Origin of the sequence: Micromonospora globosa (assembly GCF_000717585.1) — a bacterium.
Lineage (GTDB): Bacteria > Actinomycetota > Actinomycetes > Mycobacteriales > Micromonosporaceae > Micromonospora > Micromonospora aurantiaca.
On record NZ_JNZR01000014.1, the window covers coordinates 115,544 to 129,593 of the forward strand.

Here is a 14,050-nt window from a genome sequence, read left to right on the forward strand (position 1 = left end):
ATCCCACCGCACCCCGAAAGGCCCGAACCCGTGCTCCCGCTCGCCGTCGCCCCGCCCCGCCACTCCCCGGCCCCTGTCGTCCTCGCGGCGATCAGACGCTCCACGCGCGCCGTGCTCCGTACGCCCGCACTGCTTGTCGCCCCGGTCGCCCAGTCCCTGTTCTTCCTGCTCGTCTACGCCGGGCAGCTCGACGCCGTCGGCAGCACCTACCTGGACGGGACGAGCTTCATCGCGTTCCTGCTGCCGCTGATCCTGCTCACCGGCGTCGCCACCGGCGCGGGCGCCGCCGGCACGCTGGTGCTGGGCGACCTCAGCAGCGGATACCTCGACCGCCTGCGGCTCGCCCACGGCACCACGACACCGTTCCTCGTCGGCCCGGTCGTCGCCGCGCTGATCGCCGTCGTCCTCCAGATGGCGGTGACAGTGGCCGGGGCCGCGGCAATCGGCTACCGGCCGGCGAGCTGGTCCGGCGTCGCCGGGATGCTGCTGCTGATGCTGGCCCTGGGCGTCGGTGTCGCGCTGCTGAGCACGGCGCTCGCGATCCGGTCGGCCTCGGCGTCGGCCACCAACCTGGTCACGCTCGCCGTGTTCGGCCTGTCGTTCTTCACCGGCGTGTTCGCGCCGGTCGACGAACTCGCCGGCTGGATGCGGGTGATCGCCGTGGCCAACCCGCTCACCTATATCGTCGACACCGCCCGCCAGCTCGGCGGCGACGCGGCGCTCACCGCGGCCCCGATCGGCGTGGCGGCGATCGTCGCCCTCGCCGTCGCCGGGACCGCGGCCTGCGCCCTCGCCCTCCACCACGCGAGGAAGAACCGATGAGCCCAGCCGACACCCGCACCCAGATCATGGACGCCTTCGCCGAGCAGCTCGCGGCGACCGGCTACCGGGGCATCTCCCTGGTCGGCGTGGGCCGCAGCGTCGGCATCCAGAAGCCGTCCATCTACCACCACTTCCCCGGTGGCAAGGAGGATCTCTACATCGCGGTGGCGGAGCGGTACATCCGGGACGTCGGCGCCCGGATCTCGGCGGCGCTGGCCGGCCCCGGCGACGTGCCGCACCGGCTGCACGCGCTCGCCACCGTCGCCGCCGGTCAGCACGGCGACGCCGTCACGTTCGAGCAGCGCATCTACGACACGCTGCCGCTCGTCTCCGCCGCGACCAGCGAGCACGTCTCGGGCCTCTACGTCGCCCTGATGCTGGCGCCGGTGACCCGGTTCTTCGCCGACGCCCGGGCCGAGGGCGTCGTCACCGGCGAACCGGAGTTCCTGATGAACGCGTTCCTGCACCTGGCCCGCGCCGCCGACCTCACCGACGAGACCGGACCCGCCCGGATCGTCGCGCTCTTCCTCGACGGCGCCCGCCCACGTGCCTAAACTAAGGACTTAGCTAACCGAGGAGGTCGCGCAATGTCGGCTGAGGCTGTGCACTACAACATGCATGACGCCAAGACCCACCTGTCGCGCATCATCGAGCGGGTGGAACGCGGCGAAGAGATCATCATCGACCGGGCGGGCACCCCCGTGGCGAAGGTCGTGCCGCTCGTGCGCCGCGCCAACCGCACGGCGGTCGGCTCCCTCGCCGGGCAGGTGGACCTCTCCGGTGACTGGGACTCGCCACAGACCAACGCCGAGATCGCCGCCGACTTCGGAATCGGCGCATGACCCTGCTGCTGGACACCCACGTCGCGCTCTGGGCCATCACCGGCGACGCCACCCTCGGTGTCGAGTTCCTCGACCGGCTACGCCACGACCCAGATGTCTTCCTCTCCCCGGTCAGCCTCTGGGAGATCACCATCAAGCAGCAGGCGGGGAAGCTCTCCGGCCCGCCCGATCTGGCCGAACGGGTACGCGACATGGGTTTCCGTGAACTACCGGTGACCCACGACCACGCCATCACCGCGGGCCGCCTGCCGCCGCATCACCGTGACCCCTTCGACCGCATGCTGGTGGCTCAGGCGATCACGGAGAATCTGACCCTGGCCACGCGCGACGCTTCCATCCCGCTCTACGAGGTCGACGTCCTCAAGGTGTAGGTGTCAGGCGTCGGCGGGGGTGGTGGCGGCCCGCGCCGCCGCGACCAGCCGGGCGGTCTCGTCGGTCACCGCCTGGTCGTCGGTCGGCGTCCCCGGGTCGTAGCGGACCGTCCAGGTCAGGCCGTCGACCCCGGGCACCCGCCGGGCCGCGATCCGCCCGGAGCCGCCGGGCACCTCGTGGTGCGAGGTGTACGCCACCGAGCCGGTGACCCGGGCCCGGACCTGGTGCGGCAGGTCGCCCGGGTCGACGAGCAGGTACGTCTCGGGGAGGCCGTCCGCGACCACCAGGTAGCCGTCGCGCTCGGCGACCGGCTCGGCCGGGGTGACTGTCAGCTCGCGGCCGGACCAGACCGCCTTGAGGATGTCGTGCCAGCCGAGGCGCTCCGCCCGGCCGGGCAGCCAGAGCCCGCGGTTGCTGGCGACCAGCACGCCGTCGTTGCCGCCCTCGCCGGTGCCGGCGGCGGCCCAGGCGAGCACCCGCTCGTCGGCGGCCAGCGGCGGCCGGTCGGCCGAGGGCAGTTTCGGCCGGCGGTTGAACAGACCCATCACAAACCTCCGGCGGCCTGCTCGCGCAGTGCCCGTGCGTGCTGTTCCAGCGAGAGCAGTTCTCCGAACAGGGCGAAGTACTCGTCCTTGTTGCTCACCGGGTTGACTCGCTGGATCTTCGACTTCAGGTCGCGGATGCGGCCCGTGACCGAACTCCACTGGAGCCGGGCCATGGTGATCGAGACGTACCGCGGGTCGGGCTCGCCGTCGATGCGCAGCGGCTCCACCGCCAGCTCACCGATCAGCGCCTGCCCGGCCAGGTCGTCGCAGGCGTCGCGGACCCGCTCGATCCAGACGGCGCCGCCGGTGGCGCCGGACGCGCCGCCGGCCGCTGCGACTGCGGCGCGTACCGCGACGTGCACCGGGTGCTGGTAGTCGGTCGCCTCGACCGCGTCGAACATCGGGCCGGCCAGGACCGGCTCCTGCAACGCCAGCTTCAGCGCCTCCCGCTCCACCATGGACCGGGGACTGTCCACGCTGGGCGTCCCCGGGCGGGGGCGCGCGGGTGCGGCGGGCGTACCGGGCGCCGGTTGCCCGTTCGCGGCGGTGAGCACCGCACGCTGCACCGGCTCGATCTCCATGCCGAGGTCACCGGCGAGCTTGCGCACGTACTCCGGGCGCTTCTCCCGGTCCTTGATCTTCGCCACCAGCGGCGCGGCGCGGCGCATGGCCTCGACCCGGCCGTCGACGGTGTCGAGGTCGAACCGGCTGATCACGTGCCGGAGCGCGAAGTCGACGAGCGGCTCACGGCGGGCCACCAGGTCACGCACGGCCAGGTCGCCCTTTGCCAGGCGCAGCTCGCACGGGTCCATGTTGTCGGGGCTGACCGCGATGAAGGTACGCCCGACGAAGCGCTGGTCGTCCTCGAAGGCGCGCAGCGCCGCCTTCTGCCCGGCCGCGTCGCCGTCGAACGTGAAGATGATCTCCCCCGCCCGTTCGTCGCTGTCGAACAGCACCCGGCGCAGCACCGAGATGTGGTCGCCGCCGAACGCCGTGCCGCAGGTCGCGACCGCTGTCGGCACGTCGGCGAGGTGGCAGGCCATCACGTCGGTGTAGCCCTCGACCACCACCACCTTGCCCTGCTTGGCGATCTCCCGCTTGGCCTGGTCGATGCCGTAGAGCACGTGCGACTTCTTGTAGATCGGCGTCTCGGGGGTGTTGAGGTATTTCGGGCCGTCGTCGTCGTCGAAGAGCTTGCGGGCGCCGAAGCCGATCACGTCGCCGGTGATGTCCCGGATGGGCCACATCAGGCGGCGGCGGAACCGGTCGATCAGCGAGCCGGAGCGGGCCGGGCGGGACAGGCCGCCGGTGACCAGCTCGTCGTGGGTGAAGCCCTGCTGGCGCAGGTGCTTGGTGAGCAGGTCCCACCCGTCGGGGGCGAAGCCGCAGCCGTACCGCTCGGCGGCGGCCCGGTCGAAGCCGCGCCCGGCGAGGAACTCGCGGGCCGGGCGCGCGCCGGCGGTGGTGAGCTGGGCCCGGTAGAACTCGACGGCGGCGGCGTGCGCGGCCACCAGACGCTGCCGCTGCCCCTGCTGCGGGCGGGTACGCGGCGTGGACCGGTCGTCCTCGACGTAGCGCAACTGGATGCCGGCGCGGGCGGCGAGCCGCTCGACGGACTCGACGAAGCTGAGGTGCTCGGCGTCCATCAGGAACTTGATCGCGTCGCCGCCGACCCCGCAGCCGAAGCAGTAGAACACGTTGCGGGCGGGCGAGACGTTGAACGACGGGCTCTTCTCGTCGTGGAACGGGCAGAGCCCCTTGAGGTTGCCGCCGCCGGCCGACTTGAGCGTCACCACCTCGGAGATGACGTCCGCGATGGCGGTGCGCTCGCGGACGAGCGCGATGTCCTCGTCCCGGATCCGCCCCGCCATGACCGCCACCCCCTCGGCGTACATCCTGCCCTGCCGGACCGACGTTGCGGCGGCCGGGGGGACGGGCGTGTGGCCGGCCACGCCCGTCCCCGCCGGCTCAGGCCGAGCGGGCCGCCGCGGGGTCGCCGATGCGCGGGAACGGCTCGATGGAGAAGACCACCTCGACCGGCACCTCGAAGTACGCGGCGATGCGCAGCGCCAGGTGCAGGCTGGGCCGGAACTCGCCGCGCTCCAGGTAACCGACGGTCTGGTAGTGCACACCGAGCGCGTCGGCCAGTTGCCGGCGGGAGATGCCCCGTTCGGCGCGCAGCACCGCGATCCGGTTGTGCACGGTCTCGCTCATCGACGCCCTCTCATCCGACCCGCTGCATGGCCCGTTCCCGCCGGGCCGCGACCCGCGAGCCGGACTCCCGGCGGGCCATCCGGCGCAGCACCACCGGGGCCAGCACGAGCCCGAGCACCGCCCAGGCTCCGAGTACGCCGACCGTCTCCAGGTGCCGCCAGGAGCCGCCGAGTTCGACAGCCGCCAGGTCGCCCGGGAGCAGCGCCGAGCGCATGCCCAAGCCTAGCCAGTAGAGCGGGAAGACCTGGGCGACGCCCTGGAGCCAGCCGGGCAGGCCGTTGATCGGGTAGAAGATGCCGGACAACGCGATGAGACCGAAGATCGGCATCACCACCAGGCCCATGTTGCGCGGGTTCTCGACCAGCGAGCCGATCACCGCGCCCAGCGGCAGCGTCGCCACCAGCCCGAGCGGCACCACCCAGGCCAGCGTGAGCCAGGCGCCGGGGTCGCCGAGCCGCAGCCCGTCGAGGAAGAACAGGCCGGGCGTGAGCTGGATGACGACGCCGATCAGCGCGACCGCCGACACCAGCACGATCTTGCCGACCAGGTAGCCGAGCATGCCGTCCGGGATGGCCTTGGCGCGCAGCAGCGTGCCGTCCTCCCGGTCGATGACGAGCTGGTTGGCCAGCCCGAGCAGGCCGCCGAAGAGCAGGCCCATGCCGAGCGCGCTGGGCAGCGTACGGGCGCCGAGGGAGAAGTCGGTGCCGGGCACCGTCGAGCCGCGCATCCAGAACACGGCGACCAGCAGCACCACCGTGGGGAAGAAGTAGGTCCAGAGATCCTGGCCGTTGGTGAACGTGGCGCGCAGCTCGATCACGCCGCGCCGCAGCCCGGCCCGCAGCGCGTTGGTGGTCGGGTTCATCGGTTCGCCTCCTGCTGCCACACCCGCTCGGCCCGGCCGGTACGGATGCCGGTCTCCTCCTCGTGCACCAGCGCCAGGTACGCGTCCTCCAGGCTGGCCCGGCGCACCTCCAGCTCGCGTACCCGGTCGCCGTGCTCGCGGAGCAGGTCGCGCAGGAACGCGGTGGCGTCGCCGGTGGCGTGCACGTACCGCTCGCCGTCGCGGGTCCAGCGCACCTCGGCGTCCCCCGCGACGCGCCGGGCGAGCTGGTCGGGCGACCCCTCGGCGATGATCCGGCCGCCGGCCAGGATGAGGATGCGGTCGGCCAGCTTCTCCGCCTCGGCCAGGTCGTGCGTGGTCAGCACGATGGTGGTCTCGTCCAGGTCGGCCAGGCGGTGCACCAGCTCGTGGAACTCGCGCCGGGCGGCCGGGTCGAACCCGACGGTCGGCTCGTCCAGGAACAGCAGTTCGGGGCGGCCGACGATGCCGACAGCGACGTCGAGCCGGCGGCGCTGACCACCGGAGAGCCGGGCCACCCGGCTGCCGGCGTGCGCGCTGAGGCCCACGGTCTCCAGCAGCTCGTCGACCGGCCACGGGCGCGGGATCCGGTCGGTGGCGTACGGCGCGTAGAAGTCGCCGAGGTGTGCGAGCAGCTCCCGCACCCGCCACTTGCCGTGGTCGCGCCAGGACTGGAGCACCACGCCGAGCCGCGCGCGCCACCGTTCGTCGCCGCGGGCCGGGTCGGTGCCGAGCACGCGCACCGTGCCGGCCGAGGGCAGCCGGAAGCCTTCGAGGATCTCGATGGTGGTGGTCTTGCCCGCGCCGTTGGGCCCGAGCAGCGCCACCACCTCGCCCCGCCGGGCGGTCAGGTCGACGCCGTGCAGCACGTCGACGGCGCCGTAGCGCATACGCAGATCCCGCACGTCGAGGACGAGATCCTCGTCGGGAGGTCGGGGGGACGCGACGGCCCCCGGGAGTTCGACCGCAGTCATACCCCGGAATGTAGCACCTCTACTACATTCCGGGGTACACCCGCTCACTGCGGGACGCACGATGGAGTCGTCAGGACACGACGGCGGCGGCCTCCTCGGCCTCCACTGCGGCGTTCCAGGCCGGCTTGGTGGACCGCCAGCCCTCGTCGTCCATGCCACGCCGCCAGTAGCCGGAGATGGACAGGTCGCCCCGGGGCACGCCGCGCTCGACGCGCAGCAGCCGCCGCAGCTCCTTCATCGCCCCGGCCTCACCGTGCACGAACGCGTGCACCCGGCCGGGCGGGAACGCCAGCGCCCGGACCGCCTCGACGAGCGGCTCGCCGTACGGACGCCCGTCGCGGTGCAACCAGCACACCTCGACCTCACCCGCGCTGGTCAGGGGCAGCTCGTCGGCCGGGCCGCCGACCTCGACGTACACCTTCGCGGGCGCGCCCACCGGCAGCCGTTCCAGGGCGGCGGCGATGGCCGGCAGCGCGCTCTCGTCGCCCGCCAGCAGGTGCCAGTCGGCAGCCGGGTCCGGCGCGTACGCGCCGCCCGGCCCGGTGAACAACACCCGGTCGCCGGGACGCAGCGCCGCCGCCCACGGCCCGGCCAGACCCTCGTCGCCGTGGTGCACCACGTCGACAGTCATCTCACCGGCCGCGGCGTCCCAGGCCCGGACCGTGTACGCGCGCAGGCGCGGCCACTGCTCCGCCGGGAACTCCCGCTTGATCGTGGCCAGGTCGACCGGGTCCGGGTAGGTCACCCCGGCCGGCGGGAAGACGAACTTCACGTAGTGGTCGGTGTACGCGCCCACCGGCAGCCCGGCCAGCTCGGCGCCGCCCAGGACCAGGCGGATCAGGTGTGGGGTGGGCCGCGTGGTCCGGACGACCGTGGCGGCGGTGAGCTTCTTCGGGCGATCCGTCATGCGCTTAGGCTAGCCTAAGTTCGATGGCTCGCCCCGGGCACGATGCGGTCAGCTCGGCGACACCAGGCGGGCGTGCCAGGCCAGCGCGGCCGGATCGGTGAGCGAGGCGACCTGGTCGATCACCACGCGCAGCCGCGCGGCGTCGTCCGCCGCGTCACGCCACAGCGGCGCGAACACCGGGTCGAGCGCATCCGGCGCCCGGTCCAGCAGCGCCGCGACCAGCCCGGTCAGGACGTCGCGCTGCCGCGCGTAGCGGTCCCCGGCGCCGGGGCGGCGCATCACGTACCGCAGCGCGATGCCCTTGAGCAGCGCGCACTGCGCCCGGATCCGGCGCGGCACCTCCAGGTCGGCGTCGTAGCGGCGGTGCGGGCCGGGACCGTGGCGCTGCTCGGTCGCGGCCACCACGCCGGCGACGAACCGGCCGGTGAGCACGCTCGTGGTGGCCTTCAACGCGGCGAGCGCGCGGTGGCTGCCGTCGTACGCGGCAAGCGGGGCGAGCACCGGATCGGCCAGCAGGCCGGCGAGCACCTCGCCCAGATCCTCCGGCGCCTCACCCGAGTAGGCGGCGGCCACGTCGGCGCAGAGCGCCCGCCGCTCGTCCGCGTCGGCCAGCAGCGGGCGCAGGTCGACGTACCCGCCGTGGATGCCGTCCTCGACGTCGTGCACCGAGTACGCCACGTCGTCGGCCCAGTCCATCACCTGGGCCTCCAGGCAGCGCCGGTCGCCCGGCGGGGCGCCTTCGCGCAGCCAGTCGAAGACCGGGCGGTCGTCGGCGTACACGCCGAACTTGCGCTCGCCGGGGCGGCGCGGCCACGGGTACTTGCTCACCGCGTCCAGCGCGGCCCGGGTCAGGTTCAGCCCGGCCGAGCGCCCGTCCGGGGCGAGCACCTTCGCCTCCAGCCGGGTGAGCACCCGCAGCGTCTGCGCGTTGCCCTCGAAGCCGCCGCAGTCGGCGGCCAGCTCGTCCAGGGCGTACTCGCCGTTGTGCCCGAACGGCGGGTGGCCCAGGTCGTGCGCCAGCCCGGCGGTGTCCACCACGTCCGGGTCGCAGCCCAGCCGGGCGCCCATCTCGCGGGCGATCTGCGCGACCTCCAGCGAGTGGGTCAGCCGGGTACGCAGGAAGTCGTTCGTCCCGGCGGTGTGCACCTGGGTCTTCGCGGCGAGCCGGCGGAACGCCGCCGAGTGCAGCACGCGGGCGCGGTCCCGCTCGAACGGCGACCGGCCGTACCCGGTGTCCTTGGGCGCCTCGTCGACCAGCCGCGCCGCGTCGATCATTTCTCCCGGACTGGCAGAGGGTCGCGACTGCGGGGCTCGCAAGACCGGCTCACTCCTCGCGCTCCCGGAGCACGCAGAACTCGTTGCCCTCCGGGTCGGCGAGCACCGTCCACTCCACGTCCCCCTGGCCGATGTCGACGTGCCGGGCGCCCATGTCGACGAGGCGCTCCACCTCGGCCTCCATGTCGGCCGGGCGCAGGTCGATGTGCAGCCGGTTCTTCCCCTCCTTCGGCCCGGAGACCGGGACGAAGACGAGACCGGGCGTCGTGTCGGGGGTCCGGCGGATCTCCACCTCGTCCGGCTTGTCGGTGATCACCTGATAGCCGAGGGCCTCCGCCCACCAACTGGCGAGCCGGGACGGATCCCGGGCGTCGATGGTCAGGTTCTCCCAGACGGCGGTCATGCGGCCACCCCTCCTGATCGACACGTGGCGGAAGCTCAGGCTACGCCGAGGAGGCCGGAAAGGCGCGCCGGGCGTACGCGGGGCCGCCGGCGAGCACCGGCGGCCCCGCGCCGCGTCAGCGGGAGTCCGAACCGGTGGTGGTGATGGACGCGCGGCCTGCCTCCAGCCGGGCCACCGGCACCCGGAACGGCGAGCAGGAGACGTAGTCCAGGCCGACCTCGTGGAAGAAGTGCACCGAGTCCGGGTCGCCGCCGTGCTCGCCGCAGACGCCGAGCTTCAGGCCCGGACGGGCCGCCCGGCCCTCCTCGGCGGCGATGCGAATCAGCCGGCCGACGCCGTCGGTGTCGATCGACTCGAACGGCGAGATACCGAAGATGCCCAGCTCCAGGTAGCGCCAGAAGAACGCGCCCTCCACGTCGTCGCGGGAGAAGCCCCAGCCCATCTGGGTCAGGTCGTTGGTGCCGAAGGAGAAGAACTCGGCCGCCTCGGCGATCTGCCCGGCGGTCAGCGCCGCCCGGGGCACCTCGATCATCGTGCCGATCAGCACCTCGACGCCGCTGTCCCCGACCACCTCGGCGATGATCCGCTCGGCCTCGGCGCGTACCGTCTCCAGCTCCTGCACGGCCCCGACCAGCGGCACCATGATCTCCGGGCAGGCCTTGCCGCCGTCGCGGACGACCGCGACGGCGGCCTCCGCGATCGCGCGGACCTGCATGGCGAACAGGCCGGGGATGACCAGGCCGAGCCGGACGCCGCGCAGGCCCAGCATCGGGTTCTCCTCGTGCATCCGCCGTACGGCGGCGAGCAGCGCCTCCTCCTTGGCGACGTCCTCGCCGCGCTCCTGTGCCACCGCGACGTTGACCGCGAGCTGTTCCAGCGGGGGCAGGAACTCGTGCAGCGGCGGGTCGATCAGCCGCACGGTGACCGGCAGGCCGTCCATCTCGCGGAAGATCTCGATGAAGTCGGCCCGCTGCAGCGGCAGCAGCGCGGCGAGCGCGTCCTCCCGGTCCCGCTCGCCGGAGGCCAGGATGAGCCGCTCGACCAGCTCGCGCCGGTCGCCGAGGAACATGTGCTCGGTGCGGCACAGGCCGATGCCCTCGGCGCCGAAGCGCCGCGCCCGGGCCGCGTCCGCGCCGGTGTCGGCGTTCGTGCGCACCCGCAGCCGCCGCGCGGCGTCGGCGTGCGTCATGATCCGGTGTACGGAGCGGACCAGCGCGTCGTCGGTGTTGTCCGGGTCGAGCTCGCCCTCGAAGTACTGCACCACCTCGGACGGCATGACCGGCACCTCGCCGAGGTAGACCTTGCCGGTGGTGCCGTCGATCGAGACCACGTCGCCCTCGTTCACCACGTGGTCGCCCACAGTGAACTTCTTCGCCGGTACGTTCACTTCCAGCTCGTCGGCGCCGGAGACGCAGGTCTTGCCCATGCCGCGGGCCACCACGGCGGCGTGGCTGGTCTTGCCGCCCCGGGAGGTGAGGATCCCCTTGGCGGCGATCATGCCGTTGAGGTCGTCCGGGTTGGTCTCCCGGCGGACCAGGATCACCGACTCCCCCTCGGCGGCCAGCTCGACCGCCCGGGCCGAGGTGAAGACGACCTTGCCGGACGCGGCACCCGGGGAGGCGCCGATGCCCTTGGCCACCGGCTCGAACTCGTGGTCGAGCTGGAAGCGCGGGAACATCAACTGGGCGAGCTGCGCGCCGTTGACCCGGTGCAGCGCCTCGTCCAGGTCGATCAGACCCTCGTCGACGAGCTGCCCGGCGATGACGAACGCGGCGGCGGCGGTGCGCTTGCCGACGCGGGTCTGGAGCATCCAGAGCTTGCCGCGCTCGATGGTGAACTCGATGTCGCAGAGGTCCTTGTAGTGCTCCTCCAGCCGGGCCATGATGCCGAGCAGCTGGTCGTAGGAGGTCTTGTCGAGCTGCTCCAGCTCCTGCAACGGCACCGTGTTGCGGATGCCGGCGACCACGTCCTCACCCTGGGCGTTGGCGAGGTAGTCGCCGTAGATGCCCTGCGCGCCGCTGCCCGGGTCGCGGGTGAACGCGACGCCGGTACCGGAGTCGGGACCGAGGTTGCCGAACACCATCGTCACCACGTTGACGGCGGTGCCCAGGTCGGCCGGGATGCGCTCCTGGCGGCGGTAGAGGATCGCCCGCTCCGCGTTCCACGAGTCGAAGACCGCGCGGATGGCGAGGTCGAGCTGCTCGCGCGGCTCCTGCGGGAACTCGCGGCCGGTGTGCTTCGCGAAGATCTGCTTGTACGCGTCGACAAGCCCGCGCAGGTCGTCGGCGTCCAGGTCGAGGTCGTTGTGCGTGCCCTTGGCGCGCTTGATCTCGTCGAGCGCGTGCTCGAACTCCTCGCCCGGCACCTCGCAGACGGTCTTGCCGAACATCTGGATCAGCCGCCGGTACGAGTCCCAGGCGAACCGGTCGTTCCCGCCCGCCTGGTTGCTCAGGCCGACCACGCTGCGGTCGTTGAGGCCGACGTTGAGGACGGTCTCCATCATGCCCGGCATGGAGAACTTGGCGCCGGAACGTACCGAGACCAGCAGCGGGTCGTCCGGGTCGCCGAGGCGCCGGCCCATCTCGCGCTCCAGGGACTCCAGGTGCGCCTCGATCTGGGCGGCCAGGCCGTCCGGCTCGCGCCCGGTGGTCAGGTACGCCTTGCAGGCCTCGGTGGTGATCGTGAAGCCGGGCGGAACCGGCAGGCCGAGATTCGTCATCTCGGCCAGGTTGGCCCCCTTGCCGCCGAGCAGATCCTTGAGATCCTTGTTGCCCTCGGCGAAGTCGTAGACGTACTTCTGCTCGACCGGATCGTGCGCTGCCACCAGAGCCTCCCACGCGCGCCATTGACACTTAACGAAGGTTCAGTTCGGACATACCCCGGTAGTGACCACCGGTAATCCCGGCTCGTCAGCGTCGGTGGGGCGAAGGCTAGGCGAGTTTCGAGAAACCTGGGAGCGTTCGGTGACTTTCGGCACAACGGTCACCACAATCCGCGTTCGTACGGGTTTTTGGGAACGCTTCCACGAGCACGATCACGCAATTCCGATCCCCCTCGTACTCTTGACGTCACTGCATCTCGCGGAACCTGACCTTTGCCATATCCCGCGCGAATACACCCTCGGAGCCGTCGCCGTGCCGACCAACCCCGCCGCCCCGGAGACCGGGCCGGAGCCGACCGACACCCGTCCCACCAGCCCTTCCAGCGACGTACCCGCTGTGCCGCTGCCCGGTGTGCCGGCACCCGCGGCCGAGCTGGCCCGCGACGCCGCGGGCCGGGCCGCCGAGGCGCTCGCCGGACCGGCGCCGGTCCGGCTCGGCGACGTGGTGCCGGCGCCCGAGCACGTGCGCCCGGACCCGGCCGGCGACTTCACGCTGAGCGCGGACGCGGTGCTGCGGGTCAGCCCCGCCGGGCGGGACGTGGCCGAACAGCTCGCCGGCTGGCTGCGCCCGGCCACCGGCTTCCCGCTCCCGGTCGCCGACACCGGCGAGGACGGCCCGCTGACGCTCACGCTGTCCGCGGCGGCTCCCGCCCGGCCCGGCGAGCCGGACGACGCGCGGCTCGGAGACGAGGGCTACCGCCTCGACGTGACCACCGGCGGCGTCCGGATCACCGCCGCCACCCCGGCCGGGCTGTTCCACGGCGCGCAGACGCTGCGGCAGCTGTTACCCGCGCCGATCGAGAGCCCGACCGCCGTCGCCGCGCGCTGGGCGGTACCCGGCGGCACGATCGTCGACCGGCCGCGCTTCCCCTACCGGGGCGCGATGCTCGACGTCGCCCGCCACTTCTTCGCGGTCGAGGACGTGCTGCGGGTGGTCGACCACCTGGCCCGCTACAAGCTCAACCACCTGCACCTGCACCTCACCGACGACCAGGGCTGGCGGATCGCCGTCGACTCCTGGCCACGGCTCGCCGAGGTCGGCGGTGCGACAGCGGTCGGCGGCGGCCCCGGCGGCTGGTACACACGTGACGACTACCGCCGCATCGTCGCGTACGCCGCCCGCCGCCACGTCACAGTGGTGCCCGAGATCGACCTCCCGGGCCACACCAACGCGGCGCTCGTCGCGTACCCCGAACTGGCGCCCGGCAAGATCGCGCCACCGCCGTACACCGGCACCGAGGTCGGCTTCAGCTTCGTCGACCCCGCCGACGAGCGGACGTACGCCTTCGTCGCGGACGTGGTCGGCGAGGTGGCCGCGTCGACGCCCGGGCCGTGGCTGCACCTCGGCGGCGACGAGGCGTTCAAGGTGCCGGCCGACAGCTACCGCTCCTTCGTGGAGCGGGCGCAGCGGCTGGTGGCCGCCACCGGCAAGACCGTCGTCGGCTGGCACCAGCTCGCCCCGGCCGCACACGTCGACGGGCGCGTCCTGCAGTGGTGGGGCACGAACGGTGACGACCCGGAGACCGCCGACGCGGTACGCCGGGGCGCCCGGCTGATCCTCTCTCCCGGCAACCACGCGTACCTGGACATGAAGTACGCCCCGGACACCCCGATCGGACACGACTGGGCCGGTCTGATCGACGTGCGCCGGGCGTACGAGTGGGATCCGGGCAGCCACGTGCGGGGCGTACCGGCCGAGGCGGTGCTGGGTGTGGAGGCGCCGCTGTGGACCGAGTCGATCACGACGCCGGCCGAGGTCGAGTTCATGCTCTTCCCGCGTCTGCCCGCCGTCGCCGAACTCGGCTGGTCACCGCGCGAGACGCACGACTGGTCCCGGTTCCGCAGCCGGCTGGCCGCACACGGCCCGCGCTGGTCCACAGCCGGCATCGCCTTCCACCCCTCCCCCGAGATCCCCTGGCCCACCACCCCAGCCCAGGTCCCCACCCAGCCCACCCC

14 protein-coding genes are annotated in these 14,050 nt (G+C 72.8%); 5 read left to right on the forward strand and 9 right to left on the reverse strand.

Annotated elements, in window-relative coordinates:
- Positions 1 to 30 precede the first annotated feature (30 nt).
- Genes IF06_RS0115190 through IF06_RS0115205 form a run of 4 tightly spaced genes read left to right on the forward strand, consistent with a single transcriptional unit; the run spans position 31 to position 2,035 of the window.
- Entirely contained in the window at positions 31 to 822 is a 792-nt protein-coding gene (locus IF06_RS0115190; protein ID WP_030271757.1) for an ABC transporter permease, read from the forward strand.
- Positions 819 to 1,376, forward strand: a complete 558-nt coding sequence (locus IF06_RS0115195; protein WP_030271759.1) for a TetR/AcrR family transcriptional regulator — start codon at positions 819 to 821, stop codon at positions 1,374 to 1,376. The genes IF06_RS0115190 and IF06_RS0115195 overlap by 4 nt, the downstream gene beginning before the upstream one ends.
- A 33-nt stretch (positions 1,377 to 1,409) precedes the next feature.
- Positions 1,410 to 1,664, forward strand: coding sequence for a type II toxin-antitoxin system Phd/YefM family antitoxin (locus IF06_RS0115200; protein WP_013287924.1), 255 nt, complete (start codon positions 1,410 to 1,412; stop codon positions 1,662 to 1,664).
- Positions 1,661 to 2,035, forward strand: coding sequence for a type II toxin-antitoxin system VapC family toxin (locus tag IF06_RS0115205; protein ID WP_013287925.1), 375 nt, complete (start codon positions 1,661 to 1,663; stop codon positions 2,033 to 2,035). Before IF06_RS0115200 ends, IF06_RS0115205 begins: the two co-directional genes overlap by 4 nt.
- 3 nt (positions 2,036 to 2,038) lie before the next feature.
- On the opposite strand, the gene IF06_RS0115210 is transcribed toward IF06_RS0115205, so the two are convergent.
- From IF06_RS0115210 to ppdK, 9 genes are all read right to left on the reverse strand, one after another.
- The gene (locus IF06_RS0115210; protein ID WP_030271762.1) at positions 2,039 to 2,581 is read right to left on the reverse strand and encodes a hypothetical protein; all 543 of its coding nucleotides are present in this window, start codon (positions 2,579 to 2,581) and stop codon (positions 2,039 to 2,041) included.
- On the reverse strand, positions 2,581 to 4,476 hold the full coding sequence (dnaG, locus tag IF06_RS0115215) for a DNA primase (protein WP_030271764.1): 1,896 nt from the start codon (positions 4,474 to 4,476) through the stop codon (positions 2,581 to 2,583). The genes IF06_RS0115210 and dnaG overlap by 1 nt, the downstream gene beginning before the upstream one ends.
- A gap of 73 nt (positions 4,477 to 4,549) precedes the next feature.
- Positions 4,550 to 4,795 carry a helix-turn-helix transcriptional regulator gene (locus IF06_RS0115220; RefSeq protein ID WP_013287928.1) on the reverse strand — a complete coding sequence of 82 codons (246 nt, stop codon included), beginning with the start codon at positions 4,793 to 4,795 and terminating at the stop codon, positions 4,550 to 4,552.
- A 10-nt stretch (positions 4,796 to 4,805) separates the two neighbouring features.
- Positions 4,806 to 5,657, reverse strand: coding sequence for an ABC transporter permease (locus tag IF06_RS0115225; RefSeq protein ID WP_013287929.1), 852 nt, complete (start codon positions 5,655 to 5,657; stop codon positions 4,806 to 4,808).
- Complete coding sequence (locus tag IF06_RS0115230) at positions 5,654 to 6,628, reverse strand: ABC transporter ATP-binding protein (RefSeq protein ID WP_013287930.1); 975 nt, start codon at positions 6,626 to 6,628, stop codon at positions 5,654 to 5,656. Before IF06_RS0115230 ends, IF06_RS0115225 begins: the two co-directional genes overlap by 4 nt.
- A 70-nt stretch (positions 6,629 to 6,698) precedes the next feature.
- Entirely contained in the window at positions 6,699 to 7,535 is an 837-nt protein-coding gene (locus IF06_RS0115235) for a siderophore-interacting protein (RefSeq protein WP_013475546.1), read from the reverse strand.
- 48 nt (positions 7,536 to 7,583) lie between these two features.
- Complete coding sequence (locus IF06_RS0115240; RefSeq protein ID WP_030271766.1) at positions 7,584 to 8,810, reverse strand: deoxyguanosinetriphosphate triphosphohydrolase; 1,227 nt, start codon at positions 8,808 to 8,810, stop codon at positions 7,584 to 7,586.
- Positions 8,811 to 8,859: 49 nt separating this feature from the next.
- Positions 8,860 to 9,213 carry a VOC family protein gene (locus tag IF06_RS0115245; RefSeq protein ID WP_013287934.1) on the reverse strand — a complete coding sequence of 118 codons (354 nt, stop codon included), beginning with the start codon at positions 9,211 to 9,213 and terminating at the stop codon, positions 8,860 to 8,862.
- Positions 9,214 to 9,328: 115 nt separating this feature from the next.
- The gene (gene ppdK / locus IF06_RS0115250) at positions 9,329 to 12,037 is read right to left on the reverse strand and encodes a pyruvate, phosphate dikinase (RefSeq protein ID WP_030271768.1); all 2,709 of its coding nucleotides are present in this window, start codon (positions 12,035 to 12,037) and stop codon (positions 9,329 to 9,331) included.
- Positions 12,038 to 12,347: 310 nt separating this feature from the next.
- On the opposite strand from ppdK, the gene IF06_RS0115255 reads away from it, so the two are divergent.
- A partial coding sequence (locus IF06_RS0115255) for a beta-N-acetylhexosaminidase (RefSeq protein WP_036310853.1) occupies positions 12,348 to 14,050 on the forward strand: 1,703 nt, incomplete at its 3' end.

Excerpts from the sequence above, each read along its gene's own strand:
- IF06_RS0115195 (WP_030271759.1), top strand. The coding sequence starts at position 819 with ATGAGCCCAGCCGACACCCGCACCCAGATCATGGACGCCTTCGCCGAG.
- IF06_RS0115200 (WP_013287924.1), top strand. The coding sequence starts at position 1,410 with ATGTCGGCTGAGGCTGTGCACTACAACATGCATGACGCCAAGACCCAC.
- IF06_RS0115205 (WP_013287925.1), top strand. The coding sequence starts at position 1,661 with ATGACCCTGCTGCTGGACACCCACGTCGCGCTCTGGGCCATCACCGGC.
- IF06_RS0115210 (WP_030271762.1), bottom strand. The coding sequence starts at position 2,581 with ATGGGTCTGTTCAACCGCCGGCCGAAACTGCCCTCGGCCGACCGGCCG.
- dnaG (WP_030271764.1), bottom strand. The coding sequence starts at position 4,476 with ATGTACGCCGAGGGGGTGGCGGTCATGGCGGGGCGGATCCGGGACGAG.
- IF06_RS0115220 (WP_013287928.1), bottom strand. The coding sequence starts at position 4,795 with ATGAGCGAGACCGTGCACAACCGGATCGCGGTGCTGCGCGCCGAACGG.
- IF06_RS0115225 (WP_013287929.1), bottom strand. The coding sequence starts at position 5,657 with ATGAACCCGACCACCAACGCGCTGCGGGCCGGGCTGCGGCGCGGCGTG.
- IF06_RS0115230 (WP_013287930.1), bottom strand. The coding sequence starts at position 6,628 with ATGACTGCGGTCGAACTCCCGGGGGCCGTCGCGTCCCCCCGACCTCCC.
- IF06_RS0115235 (WP_013475546.1), bottom strand. The coding sequence starts at position 7,535 with ATGACGGATCGCCCGAAGAAGCTCACCGCCGCCACGGTCGTCCGGACC.
- IF06_RS0115240 (WP_030271766.1), bottom strand. The coding sequence starts at position 8,810 with ATGATCGACGCGGCGCGGCTGGTCGACGAGGCGCCCAAGGACACCGGG.
- IF06_RS0115245 (WP_013287934.1), bottom strand. The coding sequence starts at position 9,213 with ATGACCGCCGTCTGGGAGAACCTGACCATCGACGCCCGGGATCCGTCC.